We start from the raw sequence: 12,371 nt of genomic DNA on the forward strand, positions 1-12,371 counted from the left end.
ACCACCTGGCTCCCCCGCCCCCTCCTCGCGCGGTCTTTTTGGGGGGGGGGGGGGGGGCCGCGCCGGCCGGGGGGGGGGGCGGGGCCCCCCCCGGCCCCCCCCCGGCCCCCCCCCCCGCGCATCCCCTCCAAGGACACACGGGGGTATCACGTGGGAGGTTCACCTCGGCTGTTCAGCGCTCAGGGTGACGGTTATGGGTTCCCGAGGACCGGAATGCTGGCTGGTCCTGCGAAAACGTCGTGATGCTCGACGTTTTCAGATACGTGCGGAGTTGCGGTTGGACGATCCGCCTGGTGCGGGCAGAGCACTGACCAGCTGGTCGATCTCGGTTTCCGTGTTGTAGTAGTGCACGGAGGCGCGGACGACTGAGGTGAGGGACCGGGGCTCGAAGTCCCAGCGTGCGTAGTCGGCGATGGAGACGGAGACGTTGATTCCTCGGGCTCGGAGAGCGTTGGCGATGTCCTGGCTTTCGTGGCCCTCGATGGTGAAGGTCACGATGCCGCACTGACGTACACCCCGGTCGTGGACCTGTACTCCGGGTAGCGTCCGCAGGCGTGCGCGCAGGGTCGCGGCCAGGCTGGTCACCCGTTTTTCGATCGCGTCCAGGCCCAGGTCGAGGGCGTAGTCCACGGCGGTGCCGAGGCCGATCTTGCCGGCGTAGTAGGTTTCCCAGTTCTCGAACCGGCGGGCATCGGACCGGACCTGGTAGCTGTCGGCCGATGTCCACGTGGCCGCATGCAGGTCGAGGAACGGCGGCTCCAGCTGTTCGCGGATGCGCGGCGAGCAGTACAGGAAGCCGGTGCCGCGCGGTGCGCGCAGGAACTTGCGGCCGGTCGCGGTGAGCAGGTCGCAGCCGATCTCTCCGACATCGACAGGCATCTGGCCGACGGACTGGCAGGCGTCCAGCAAGTAGACGATGCCGGCCTCGCGGGCCACTTTGCCGATCTCGGCGGCTGGGTTGACCAGGCCGCTCTGCGTGGGTACGTGGGTGATCGCGATGAGCTTGACCCGTTCGTCGATCATCGCGCGCAGTGCCTCGACGTCGAGCTGGCCGTGAGGGTCGTCGGGAACGGCCTCGACCTGGACACCGTGTCGGCGGGCCGTCTGCAGGAAGGCGATCGCGTTGCTCGCGTACTCGGCACGGGCCGTCAGAATCCGGTCGCCTTCGGCCCAGGGCAGTGAGTAGAAGGCCATGTCCCAGGCGCGGGTGGCGTTCTCCACGACCGCGATGTCATCTGGTCCGGCGCCGACCAGACGGGCCAGCGCGTCGTAGGTGTGCTCTATCTGGTCCGCTTTCGCGGATGCTGCCTCGTAGCCGCCGATCTGCTCTTCCAGGCGCAGGTGGCCTACGACGGCATCGACCACCGGCCGGGGCGCCAGGGCGGCTCCGGCATTGTTCAGGTGGACCACCCGTGAGACTCCCGCCGTTTCCTGACGGACCCGCTCGATGTCGATCAGCCCCACCAGCACCCAGCTCCTTCAAGATCTCGTGTCTTCTCGTGAACGGCCGGGGAACCCCGTATGTCCCAAGGCGACCGCGCCATCCAAGAATGCCCTATCTCTTTCTGCGGCCCTCGTCGGCATGGAGAGCCGGATCGTAGGCGGGAGGGGGCACGTGGAGCTGGTCGGTGGTGTAGTCGCCGAACCGGAGGACGTTTTCACGCCGGTACGGGCTGAGCACCGCTCCGGGGAGGCTGAGGACCGCGGGATCCGGGACGAGGACATTGCCGGGATCCCGCCGCTCAAGCACCGGAACCTGAACTTGCTCGGCCGCTACAGCTGCCTGCAGCACAGCGAGCAGCTCGGCACCCGCGCCCACCGCTGTAGCCAGGTACAAGATCGCGTCCACGATCCGCCGGCGCGGGTGCTTCTCGCGACGACCGCCCCTTCGGCCCGTCCTCGCCGCGGGAAGCAGCGGCTCGATCAACGCCCACTGCTCATCGGTCGGATCAGACGGGTAGCCGTCCCGGCCAGCACTCACACACCACCCAACGAGCCATCTGAACGGCCGATACGGCAGATCTCAGACACGCTCTCGCAGCCACTGCCACCAACCCGGGAGATCGCACCCAGGCCCATGGACATGCATCGGTCGCCACACACCGATGACCGCCCCGAGTCAGTCCATCAACAAAAGCGTTGAGCGCCAAGCACAAGCACAGCGGTACATCGGGAATTGTCTATTCGTCAGCAGGGGGCGCTGGGCTTTCAGTATTTCCGGGGAATCGAGCGGCCTTTATCAGGTCGGCCAGGCCACGGGACCTCCTGGTCGGCCAGGACCCACACCAACACGGCCAGCACGGCGGCGAACGGCGCGACCAGCAGCACCGCAACCGGCCAACTGCCCACAACGGCCCCGCCCACCCCCGTCACCGCCCCGACTCCGGCACTGACCACCGCTTTGGCACCCACGGCGCTCAGCCTCCGCCTGCAGCACGCCGCTGACCCCCGCGGACCGCCGCCCGCACCAACCAAGCACGCACCACCAGCCGCACTGCGTAACCCGTCTGCCGACGCCACCGGCCCGAACCGCCGGCCAGATCCCACAACTCCCCTCGCCACTCCTCCCCATACCTCACCCGCTCCGACGCAGGCATCACCCGTAACGCCACCCGCACCAACCACCCCGCACCCACCGCAACCCGCACCACCGGCACCGGCACCCCAGCCCCAAGCGCCCCCACCCTCCGCCGCGCCGCCCCAGCCGCCCTACTCAGGTCGTCGACGACGTCGCCGGCGAAAGCGCGGGCGCTGTCGAGGGCGCGGGCGCGAGCGCGACCGCCCTCGGTGTCGCGGGCGAGAGCGAGGTACCTGTCGAGGGCGTGCAGGCGAGCGATGGCGCTGTCGAGGTCGAGGGCGAGGGCGCCGTCGAGGTCGCGAGGGCGAGTGCGGACGAGGGCGTAGGTGAGGGTGCGGGTGCGAGTGCGGGCTCGAACCAGGTCACCCTCGCGATTACGGGCGCGAGCGCGAACGCGAACCAGGTCGCCGTCTAGGTCGCGTGCGAGGGCGAGGACGCTGTCGAGCGTTGCGGGCGAGGGCAAGGTCCAGGGGGTCATGCGGTGACACCTCCGGTCAGCCCCGGGCGCAGCGCCCGCAGCGCGCTGCGCTTGGCCGAAGCCGCCGCCAGCGCGATCCGGGCCCGCTCCGCACCATCCGGGCTCAACCGGTAATACCGCCGTCGCGGCCGGCCCGCCTCACCCGGATCGACCTCCTCCCACCGCGACTCCAACCACCCCGCCGACTCCAACCGCGCCAAGATCGGGTGGATCGTCCCCGACGGCAACTCCGCCAACGAACAGATCTGCAACCCGTACAGCTCCTCAGCCGGCTTGACCAGCAACACCCGCAACACCGCCTGGGTCTGCGGCGTCATCCGCGGACCACCACCCCCGCCGCCCGGCGGAGACCCGTCACCATCGCTACGCTTCACCATGCCCTAACTCTACCAAGCCCTAAGTAGAGATAAACAGTGCCCGGACCGTGCCGCATGCATACGTGCGCAAAAGCGCGGCGGGCGGCCCGGGAGTGGCGGGCCTGCAGGAGGGCTGTTAACAGCCCTCCGAGCAGGGCGCCAGCCACCGCGATAATGGTGTCGCCCATGGTTCTACTCCCCCTCGTCCGCGGCGCCGTGCCCGTCGCCCTTGATGTGCCGGACCAGGTTGTGCTGCTGCTCCAGTAGGTCGAGGCCAGTAGATCTCGCGGGCGCCTGCGTTCTTGACCATCCCCGGCGAGACCCCGAGCCGGAACGTGCCCGGCGCCGGCTGCCGGGCCGCGTCGTATGGCAGGACGTCCAGCGGGGACGGGCCCGGGCGCCGGGTAGACGACGCGGTCCGAGAGCAGCGCGTCGGCGGCAGCGCGTCCTCGCCGAACAGCAGGGAGCCGGTCGGCGCGGGGTCGGCCTGCATCGCCAGTGCGGTCTTCACCAGCTTCCTGTGCATGTTCACCCGGGCAGCTCAGACCACCGCGGCGCGGATGTCCGGGCGCCAGGTCGGCTGCTCCAGCGCTGGCCAGCGCTCACCCGGCCGGTACTTGCTGCCCTGCGGGCTTTCGCAAGCTTGCCGATGCCGCCCTTGACGGCGGACAGCACCGCCGCCATGCCCAGGGTCCGTCTGCTTGTGGCCGGCTGTCGCGTCCAGGAACGCGGCCGGGGACAGGGCGGCGGTCACGCCGAGGTCGGCCATCGTGGCCTGGTACGGCTCCGAGAGGTGCTTGCACCAGGGGTCCAGCTACGGGCCCGCCTCCCCCCACACGTACGCCTCGAGCGGGCGGAGCTCCGCCGGCAGCCGGTAGGTGTCGATCAGCTCGGCTGCGTAGGCGACGGTCGGCGTGGCGTACCAGGCCGGGCCCTCGGGTCGGCGGCCGTGCGGCGTGAACGGCGACGGCCGCCGCGGATCCAGTTCGATCCCGGACAGGTCCGCCAGGTGAGGGACTGGGCCGCTCACGGGGCGGCTTCACCACCAAGATCCACCTGAGCGCCGAGGGCCGGTGCCGGCCGCTGTCCCTCCTCGTCACACCGGGTCAGCGGGCGGACTGCACCCAGTTGGAACCGGTGCTCGTCAAGATCCGCGTCCGGGCACCGGGCCGGACAGGCCGCGCAAGAGCAGGTGCCCGGCTCGTGGCTGCTTCACCACCTCCACCAGGCGGGCGGGAAGGCTCTGCCAGGGCGGTTCGCCCTGGTGCTCGCCGTTCGCGTCCCCTTTTGACGCAGCAGGTGGGGACGGCGGTGCGGTGCGGGCTCCCGCCGCGTACTGGTACGCGCGCACCACGGTGGAGTCCACCCCGATGTCCCAGTCGATGTCCCCAGCGGCATCCGCTTCGGCCTGGACCTGCTGGCGCAGGCGTTCCCAGGTGCCGTCGGCCGACCACAACCGGTGCCGTTCATGGACCGTCTTCCATGGTCCGAAGCGTTCGGGCAGGTCACGCCAATGCACGCCGGTCCGCACCCGGTGCAAGATCCCGTCGATCACCTGGCGATGGTCCCGCCAACGCCCGCACCGGCCATTGCCCACCGGCAGGAACGGCCGAAGCCGTTCCCACTCCGCGTCTGTCAGGTCGCCCCGCCCCGTACCCGGCCAACGACCAGACCATCAGACGGCCACATGTTCGACCGGAGCAGGCTCTCGTCATGCAAGAGCCAACGATTTGGAGAGTGGCATGGGCGCTGTCCGCACCTGCGATGCCACCAAGCCAACCCCGGCTCTGCCGTCGGCTCGTGGTGCGTTCGCCGGAGGAGCACCGTGTCCAGGCGCTCGACCTGCACCCGCAGTTCCCCCGCGGCTCGAGGTGGATGGACCGCGGCTCTGACAGCCAAGCAGAGACCATGCGTGTATGGAATCGCCGCCGACGGCCGGGCCGCAGGTCCGACACAGCAATCAACCTTTGCAACAGGCCCTGATGAGCTCGTGCATGGTTGTTGGCAGCGCGTACTTGAGTGGTGTCACGACTTGTTGATCATGCTGCTCGTCGTGCGGGGAGAGTGGGTCGGGCGGACTGGTCGGCTGCTTGCTGGTCGGACAGAAGGCCGGCGACGGCTTGGACTGTGTCGGGCAGATGATGGCGGTGGCCGTGGTGCCGGGCGAGGGCTCGCCAGTTCTTGTGGCGGGCGATGCCGTGCTCGACGGGGATGCGCCGTGAGGACTGGGCGAATCGGGCCTGCTCGTGGTGAGCCATGCGCCGTTGCAGGTGCCCCAGGTGTTTCGCCGCGGCGCTTTCTCGGGCGGCGTGACGACCTGGCCGTAGGTCTCTGTGCAGCCAGACCCTCGTGGGCGGCGTCGGGCGAGGATCTCCAGGTCGACGGTGTCGGCCAGGAGATCGACCAGGCCTGCGTCACGGACGTGCGTGATGTCAGCGACGGAGCCGGCCCGGACCTCGCCGCAGAACAGGATCCGGCCTCGGGCGTCGGTGACGACCGGGGCCTTCACGGCATGCATCCGGCTCTTGCCGGACACGAACCTCGCCCGTCCGGGCTGACGGGCTGCCGGACGCCTGAACCGGATCTCGGTGGGGTCGATGATCCCGGCCTGCCCCGCGGCGCAGAGATGGGCGACCACGTCGGCCAGGGTCCGAAGCCTCACGCCGGCTGCGATCCGGCAGCCCCGGTCGGCGAGCAGCGGGCAGATCTCGGCGACAGCGCGGGTGAGGGTCGAGGGGTCCACACCGAGCCGGCAGGCCAGCACGTCATGAGTACTTGCGCGTCGTAGGTGTACCGGCGCCGCCGGCGGACGGTCGACGAACACCGGCTTGTACTTCGCGCCCGCCCCGACAGCCCGCCGCCGAGGCCGGGCACACACCTCCGCATCACGCCGGGCCCGCCAACCCTGGCCCACCTCAGCCACCAGACCTGCGATCACGCCCCGCGACAGACCCGTGATCCGCCGTTCAGACACGATCAACTCACGCGCTGCAACCCCTACCAGGTCCAACGAACCATGCCGACCGAGGCCACGGCCAACCATGTACCAGTTCGTCAGCTGAGGGCGATGGTGAGGACGTAATGCGTCTCGCCACCGAGCACGAGCTGGCCGGCGTGGTAGGCGAGCGCGTACGGCAGCGGGCAGGGGGCATTGGCGGCGTCCACCGGGTGCGGCATGTCGCAGGTGAGCGAGTCCGCGCTGGAGGAGCGGTGCCTGGCGACCAGTTGCGCACTGCCGGGTCGCAGGTGGAGGACGTAGTCGTTCCCTTTGCTCGTGGCGTGGGCATAGACGCCGTTCGCGCCGTCACCGGCCATCCACAGCAGGCTCAGCGAGGCGAGACTCTCGGTCACGCCCGCGGCCCGCGCCGGCAGGGACGGCCGGACGGCCGTGCCGCCGGGGGCGATCGTGACGATGTCGCCCACCGTCCCCTCGTCGGCGGGCGAAACGGCGGCCACCCACGCCGTGCCGGTGCCGTCCACCGTGCTGTCGCCGACGAAGATGGCCGGGCGCCTGCCCTTGGACGGTGTGTCAGGTGCCTGGTAGACGCGGGTCAGCCGGGCATCCTTGAGGGACCACACGACGTCGCCGTCGGCCAGCAGCACGGACCCGTCGTGGCGCTCACCGAAGGGCGTCGCTCCCGTGTTCCCGAAGTGGAAGCCGGTCGCCGCGGCGGACCCCGGCACGGGTGCGCCGGGGTCCCGCTCCGGCCCCGCGGCGCCGGCCAGCACGGTCGCTTTCCCGTTCGGCTTCAGGCTGACGACCGTGCCTCCGCTCCCGGTCACGAAGGAGCCGTCGCGCCGGACGACCAGGCCACCCGCGCCGCCGGCCTGCGGGCCGAGGAGCATGCGCACGGTCCTCCTGCCGTCGATGCCGACCAGGCCGGCGCCCAGCGCGTAGACCGTGCCGTCGGGTCCGAAGGCGAGGCCGTCGACGCTGCCCCCGAAGCCGAGCCAGGCGGCCCGTTCCCCGGGATCGTCCTCCCCCGCCTCGACCAGCACCGCCACCTGCCCCTTGACCGGCGCCTTCCAGCCTCCCCCGCCACCGCAGCCGGTCGCGGCGGTGACGACGAGGGCGAGGAGCGCCGTGGCCGTGGTCCTACTGCGTCGCGCCATTGTTGAATGCTCTCCTCATAGCCGAGTCGACGTGGTCCAGTTCGTTGCCGTTCTCGGCCGCGACCTTCAGCCACCAGCGGTCGAAGTCGGTCTTGTCGTCGGTGTCGGACAGCGTGATCCTCCCGGACGCCCACTCCGGGTGGTTGGCGGGTGGCGGCGGATCGATCTTGCCCGATGTCGCCAGCCCCTGGACGAGCGCGATGCGCATCGTCGTCGAGTCGTCGAAGAACTGAGCCTTCGAGGCGCTCTCGACGGTGGCGGCGTCGCCGGTCGAGAAGGTGTTCGACCCGGTGGGCAGCGCGCCCCAGATCGCGGCCTTGACGAAGTCCGCCGGCACGGTGGTCGTCGGGACGCTTGCCAAGAAGCCGCCGACGGCGTTGAGCCACAGGACCTCGTTCTTGTGCGCGGCGTCGATCATCTCCGCGTCGCTGAGCTTGATGTGCTTGCCTGCCGAGGACACCTCACCGCGCAGTTCCGCGCACTGGTCGAGGTACTCCTTCGCGCCGTCGTGGGCGACCTGCGCCGCTTGCGCGGCGAGCGGGCCGAGGTCGATCAGGGCCGGGCCCCAGGTGCCGAAGTTGTTGCGGATGACAGGGCCGTTCCCGGCCAGAGCGGTGGCCAGGTCCTGTAAGCGGTCGGCGAGCTGCCGTACGCGGTGCGGTTCCACACCGGCGAAGTCGTTCACTGGTCCCCCCAGGACGTCGGTTGTGGTCAGGCGTGGCCGTGGTTCTTGGCGTCCGAATCCGCCTGCTCGTTCGTTGCTTTGAGGATCATCCAGCGCTCCTGGCCGGAGCACTCGTCGAGGGCGCCGGTCACCCGGGCCATCCGGCCGCGGAAGTCGTCGGCCCAGGCGTCGGCCGTGGCCCCGACCCAGGTGTTGACCAGGAGCGGGGCCACGTTGTTGAGGGCGGTCCTGATGCTGTCGGCGGCGGTCTGCGCCACAGCCATGTCCTGTTTGCACTGATCGACATTCTTCATGTGACCGTGCCCTACGTGTGGGTGTGGCGCATGGCTCCGGCCCTGACGAATGCGAGGCGGGCCGGCACCCGCTCGGGCCGGTCTGCAGGTGCCGTCTTATGGTTCCTGGATGAGCAACTCCACTGCGGCTGCTGTCCTCACAACCACCGACCTGTCTGAAGCGATACGTGCGGTGCGTACCCTGCTCGGCACGGCAGACATCAGTCAAGGAGAGGTCGACTTCGAAGCCGTGATCAGGTCGCCGGACGTCCTGGCACAAGTACGTCATGTCCTGCCCGACCTCGAGTGGTGGGCGGCGGCCGGCGAGGAGCACGGTTCGTCGGAGGCTGGCGACAACCCTGCAGACCACCTGCCGATCCGAGTGTTCGACTGGGGTCGTCCGCTAGACCGCGCCGAGCCCTTCATCGTCGCTCTGGGGCCAGATCCCGCGGCTGTTCGGTGGGACCTGAACGCATGGCCTGCGGTTCCCGAAGCGGGACTGGAGGCGATCTCGCAGAAGTATGCGTATCTCACGCTGTCAGTGAACTCCCGGGACCTCTACCAGGACGAGCCGGCCAAGGACCACACCCTCCACGTGCACGTCCGCAACCGCAACGGCGACCAGATCGCCCGCGTCCATTGGCTCGCCGATCAAGTGGGTGGCCGATTCACCGGCAGGGTCGAGTTGGCACCTCTGTAACACCTCAGCGAACAGGCAAGATCGCCCCGCCTCCATCTGCTTCTGTCAGGTGATCGATTGGACGAGTCCTGGGTGTGCATGGGGAGTGGGCCCTGGAGCATGCCGCCTTCCCCGGCACGCAACTGGGGACACCGATCGTCTTTGGGCTGGATGTCGTCGAGCACGCTGAGGGAGGCGACCAGCTGGAGTTCCTGCTTCAGGTGGTGTGGACTGACCCGGGCCAGCTCGCGGTCGATGCGCCGGTGAATGTGGCCTGCTGGTGCGAGAGCGACCACGCCACCCATGACGTCGACCCCCTGAGGATCGTGGTCGGTGAGGAGACGTCATTGTCCGATGCATTCCGTGCCGGCGCTGCACGCCTGACCGCCTGGCTGGCCGATCCTCACGACGCCGACCGCTGGCGTGCCAGAGCGGGACTACCTCCCAGGCAGATCAACTGAAGGTTCGGTGCCGGGCAGGTTCGTCTGGACCCCACTGAGTACGTTCACGTGTATGCCGCCAGGCGAGTCCCTCACGACGCGGATCCTCAGCGCGGGCCTCGGGGCGGCCTGCCCCAGCTGCCGCCGTTCCCGAGCAACTGCTGGTCACGACGTTCGGACTCTCGAGGAAGCCGGGAGTACCGGCGAACCGGCGCCGCACTCCGGGCGTCCTCTGCTGCACAGGCGGCACACCGCCACGGCCACGAGGGGGTTCCATGGACGGCGGAGGGCACAGCGACCCGGGGCACAGCGGCCACTTCGGCCATCACCACGGCCACCACCACGGCGCGCACCACCCCTACCCCGGCCGGGACGGGGGCCCCGAGGGAGGACACGGCGCAGGCACGGGCAGAAGCGGGGGTGCCGGCGCCGTGCTGATCGTCGTCGTGGGGCTGGTCGCACTCTTCCTGTTCACCTGGATCCTCTGACAGCGCCGCCAGCCGGCTGGGAGCTGCCGACGAGCCGAGCCTGCGGGCGTTCGGCCACGACGAGGAGGCGGGCGGCCGGCTCGCCGAGAAGCATCGGCGGTTCCTCGCTAACACGACTGGTAGCGGCAGGCTCGACATCCTCGGCTGAGGACGACAGCCTCTGGATCTCCCTCCAGGACAAGGACCCCCTTCCCTGGGTGGAGCAGCTCGCTCTGCTCGCCACGGTCCGGGAACGGCAGGGCCGGGTCGAGGAGGCGATGGGCGTTTTCCAGCAGCAGCCGAGATCCGAGCCGGACCCCGAGCCTTGGAGTAACAACGCCGATCAGTTCGAACCGCCGTTCAGACACTGCTCCGTACTCGTCTGCTCGCCCCCATCGCCGACCCGGTCGCCCAGCCCGGCCGTGACGTCGCCCACCCGCCGGCGAAGCGCCACTTGGCCCCTGTCCTTCGTCATCCGTCGATGATCGCAGTCAGACGTGTGAGCAGTCACTCGTCCTGCCGGTCACTCACGCCGAGACGCCGGCCGATGGCCAGCCTCATCGTGTCGGGGCTCTGGAGCGGGCTCGTCTCCGGCGTGGGCGCCGGCCGCTCCGGCCCCTTCTGCTGCGGAGAGCAGACGAACGGGACACATGTCATCGACGAGGCTCGCACCCGCCGGTGCGGGTCCGCCTCTTCCCTGACGGCCACCTGTTTTCTACACCGCTCACTGCCCAAGCGTTCATCCCCGGCTTTCTCCGTTGCCTCTCATGCTGAGGGAGCGCACGGCCGGGCAGATGAGCGGGCGATGGGAGTAGCGCGGTGAAGGCCACTCCGGAGAAGTCTCCCGACAGCGACCGACCACATCAGTCCCCCCAAGGCGCCTCGACTGAGCAGGATTCTCCGGCTCCTGACCGTGCGCCCGCGCCAGTTCCGCAGGCCCGGGCGCTGAGCCGTCAGACGGTCCAGCTCCTTCAGGGTGTGGCGGGGAATGCGGCGGTTTCCCGGTTGGTGGCGCAGCGGTTTGTGGCGCCGGTTGTTCCTTCGGTGTCGCAGGCGCCGGGGATGCGGCGGGTGTCGGCGGATGTGGCGGCCAAGCGGGCGCGGTTGCGGGTGCATCGTGGTGCGGGGGTGGAGTCGGCTGCGGCGCAGGGTGCGGCGGTGGCGCCGCCGGACGATCGGGAGGCGCAGGGGAAGGTCGCGAATTCGGCGCGGATGGACGCCGCGAAGCCGGGTGCTTTCGACAAGGCGGCGTTTGTCAGGGCCGTGAATGACGCGATCGCCGCGCAGGCGCCGAAGAATCTGGAGGAGGCGGACAACTTCTCCTCTTCGGGGCGGGCGGAGAAGATCAAGGGTGCGGTGGACGGGAAGGTCACCGACGGGAAGAAGGCGTCTGCGCAGGACATCGCGACGGCGACCGGTGCCCCGCCGGACATGTCTGCGGCGAAGGACAAGCAGGTCACGCCGCTGCGCCCGGATCAGCCGCCGCCGAATCCGGGGGCGCCGTCCGCGGCTGACGCGGCGCCGGCGCCGCAGCCGGCCGCGGTCACGGACTTCTCGCCGGGCCCGAGGCAGACCGATGACCAGATGAGGTCCGCCGGCGTCACCGAGGAGCAGCTGGCGGGGAGTAACGAGCCGGAGTTCACGGGGGCGTTGAAGGACAAGAAGCAGGCCGATGCGCAGTCGGCGTCGGCGCCGGGCCAGGCGCGGGGGGCGGAGAAGCAGCAGATCGCGGCGGCGAGGTCGGGTGCTGCGGCGGTGGGTGCGCACGCGATGGCGCAGTTGACCGCGACCCGGCATGCGGCGGGGAAGGCGGTCGATTCCGGTAAGGGCTCGGCGAAGTCGAGGGACGAGTCGCGGCGCGCGGAGGCGACTTCCCGGTTGCAGAAGGTGTTCGACGCGACGAAGAAGGATGTCGAGTCGATTCTGGAGGGTTTGGACAAGAAGGTCGACTCCCAGTTCACCGCGGGGGAGGCGAAGGCGCGGGCGGCGTTCGAGGCCGATCAGAAGGCCCGGATGAGCGCGTACAAGCACAAGCGCTACGGGGGGTGGCTGGGCGGGGCGAAGTGGGCGAAGGACAAGCTCATGGGGATGCCGAAGGAGGCGAACGAGCTCTTCCAGCTCTCCCGGCAGCTCTACGTCACCCAGATGCAGGGCGTGATCTCTTCCGTCGCGGACACCATCGGCACCGAGCTGGGTGCGGCCAAGGCGCGTATCGCCAAGGGCCGCTCCGATCTTGCGGCGGAGGTGAACAAGCTCCCGGCCGACCTGAAGAAGTTCGGTCAGGAGGCGGCGAAGGACTTCGC

At 69.8% G+C, this 12,371-nt stretch carries 13 protein-coding genes and 3 pseudogenes; 5 read left to right on the forward strand and 11 right to left on the reverse strand.

Translation table 11 applies throughout. The annotated features are described in order from the left end of the window. Positions 1-255: 255 nt before the first annotated feature. The 3 genes and pseudogenes from ACH4SE_RS35110 to ACH4SE_RS35120 all read right to left on the reverse strand — a co-directional run bounded on the left by ACH4SE_RS35110 (position 256) and on the right by ACH4SE_RS35120 (position 2,412). Positions 256-1,464, reverse strand: a complete 1,209-nt coding sequence (locus tag ACH4SE_RS35110; protein ID WP_398547626.1) for an aminotransferase class V-fold PLP-dependent enzyme — start codon at positions 1,462-1,464, stop codon at positions 256-258. Between the two features lie 364 nt (positions 1,465-1,828). After that, positions 1,829-1,981: pseudogene (locus tag ACH4SE_RS35115) on the reverse strand (transposase); the annotation flags it as partial. 227 nt (positions 1,982-2,208) lie between these two features. Beyond that, entirely contained in the window at positions 2,209-2,412 is a 204-nt protein-coding gene (locus ACH4SE_RS35120) for a hypothetical protein (RefSeq protein WP_398547627.1), read from the reverse strand. Positions 2,413-2,822: 410 nt separating this feature from the next. Between ACH4SE_RS35120 and ACH4SE_RS35125 the strand changes: the two genes are divergently transcribed. Further along, entirely contained in the window at positions 2,823-2,993 is a 171-nt protein-coding gene (locus tag ACH4SE_RS35125) for a hypothetical protein (RefSeq protein WP_398547628.1), read from the forward strand. A 59-nt stretch (positions 2,994-3,052) separates the two neighbouring features. On the opposite strand, the gene ACH4SE_RS35130 is transcribed toward ACH4SE_RS35125, so the two are convergent. The 8 genes and pseudogenes from ACH4SE_RS35130 to ACH4SE_RS35165 all read right to left on the reverse strand — a co-directional run bounded on the left by ACH4SE_RS35130 (position 3,053) and on the right by ACH4SE_RS35165 (position 8,503). Next, a complete protein-coding gene (locus ACH4SE_RS35130; protein WP_398547629.1) occupies positions 3,053-3,373 on the reverse strand; it encodes a PadR family transcriptional regulator in 321 nt (106 codons plus the stop codon). 580 nt (positions 3,374-3,953) lie between these two features. Next, positions 3,954-4,181 carry a hypothetical protein gene (locus ACH4SE_RS35135; protein ID WP_398547630.1) on the reverse strand — a complete coding sequence of 76 codons (228 nt, stop codon included), beginning with the start codon at positions 4,179-4,181 and terminating at the stop codon, positions 3,954-3,956. Between the two features lie 45 nt (positions 4,182-4,226). Next, on the reverse strand, positions 4,227-4,442 hold the full coding sequence (locus ACH4SE_RS35140; RefSeq protein ID WP_398547631.1) for a hypothetical protein: 216 nt from the start codon (positions 4,440-4,442) through the stop codon (positions 4,227-4,229). A gap of 267 nt (positions 4,443-4,709) precedes the next feature. Beyond that, a pseudogene (locus ACH4SE_RS35145) lies at positions 4,710-5,051 on the reverse strand (IS5 family transposase); the annotation flags it as partial. 321 nt (positions 5,052-5,372) lie between these two features. Next, positions 5,373-6,386 carry a transposase family protein gene (locus tag ACH4SE_RS35150; protein ID WP_398547641.1) on the reverse strand — a complete coding sequence of 338 codons (1,014 nt, stop codon included), beginning with the start codon at positions 6,384-6,386 and terminating at the stop codon, positions 5,373-5,375. 80 nt (positions 6,387-6,466) lie between these two features. After that, positions 6,467-7,525, reverse strand: a complete 1,059-nt coding sequence (locus tag ACH4SE_RS35155) for a hypothetical protein (RefSeq protein WP_398547632.1) — start codon at positions 7,523-7,525, stop codon at positions 6,467-6,469. Further along, a complete protein-coding gene (locus tag ACH4SE_RS35160; RefSeq protein WP_398547633.1) occupies positions 7,509-8,210 on the reverse strand; it encodes a hypothetical protein in 702 nt (233 codons plus the stop codon). Before ACH4SE_RS35160 ends, ACH4SE_RS35155 begins: the two co-directional genes overlap by 17 nt. A 26-nt stretch (positions 8,211-8,236) precedes the next feature. Continuing rightward, positions 8,237-8,503 (reverse strand): hypothetical protein, encoded by a 267-nt coding sequence (locus ACH4SE_RS35165; RefSeq protein ID WP_398547634.1) that lies wholly within the window; start codon positions 8,501-8,503, stop codon positions 8,237-8,239. A 109-nt stretch (positions 8,504-8,612) separates the two neighbouring features. On the opposite strand from ACH4SE_RS35165, the gene ACH4SE_RS35170 reads away from it, so the two are divergent. The 4 genes and pseudogenes from ACH4SE_RS35170 to ACH4SE_RS35185 all read left to right on the forward strand — a co-directional run. Further along, positions 8,613-9,182 carry a hypothetical protein gene (locus ACH4SE_RS35170; RefSeq protein ID WP_398547635.1) on the forward strand — a complete coding sequence of 190 codons (570 nt, stop codon included), beginning with the start codon at positions 8,613-8,615 and terminating at the stop codon, positions 9,180-9,182. 74 nt (positions 9,183-9,256) lie between these two features. Further along, entirely contained in the window at positions 9,257-9,622 is a 366-nt protein-coding gene (locus ACH4SE_RS35175) for a hypothetical protein (RefSeq protein WP_398547636.1), read from the forward strand. Positions 9,623-9,876: 254 nt separating this feature from the next. Next, the gene (locus ACH4SE_RS35180; RefSeq protein ID WP_398547637.1) at positions 9,877-10,089 is read left to right on the forward strand and encodes a hypothetical protein; all 213 of its coding nucleotides are present in this window, start codon (positions 9,877-9,879) and stop codon (positions 10,087-10,089) included. Positions 10,090-11,046: 957 nt separating this feature from the next. Continuing rightward, a pseudogene (locus ACH4SE_RS35185) lies at positions 11,047-12,371 on the forward strand (hypothetical protein); the annotation flags it as partial.

The organism is Streptomyces sp. NPDC020983 (assembly GCF_044333485.1).
Classification (GTDB): domain Bacteria; phylum Actinomycetota; class Actinomycetes; order Streptomycetales; family Streptomycetaceae; genus Actinacidiphila.

Excerpts from the sequence above, each read along its gene's own strand:
- ACH4SE_RS35135 (WP_398547630.1), bottom strand. The coding sequence starts at position 4,181 with ATGGCCGACCTCGGCGTGACCGCCGCCCTGTCCCCGGCCGCGTTCCTG.
- ACH4SE_RS35170 (WP_398547635.1), top strand. The coding sequence starts at position 8,613 with ATGAGCAACTCCACTGCGGCTGCTGTCCTCACAACCACCGACCTGTCT.
- ACH4SE_RS35130 (WP_398547629.1), bottom strand. The coding sequence starts at position 3,373 with ATGACGCCGCAGACCCAGGCGGTGTTGCGGGTGTTGCTGGTCAAGCCG.
- ACH4SE_RS35180 (WP_398547637.1), top strand. The coding sequence starts at position 9,877 with ATGGACGGCGGAGGGCACAGCGACCCGGGGCACAGCGGCCACTTCGGC.
- ACH4SE_RS35165 (WP_398547634.1), bottom strand. The coding sequence starts at position 8,503 with ATGAAGAATGTCGATCAGTGCAAACAGGACATGGCTGTGGCGCAGACC.
- ACH4SE_RS35155 (WP_398547632.1), bottom strand. The coding sequence starts at position 7,525 with ATGGCGCGACGCAGTAGGACCACGGCCACGGCGCTCCTCGCCCTCGTC.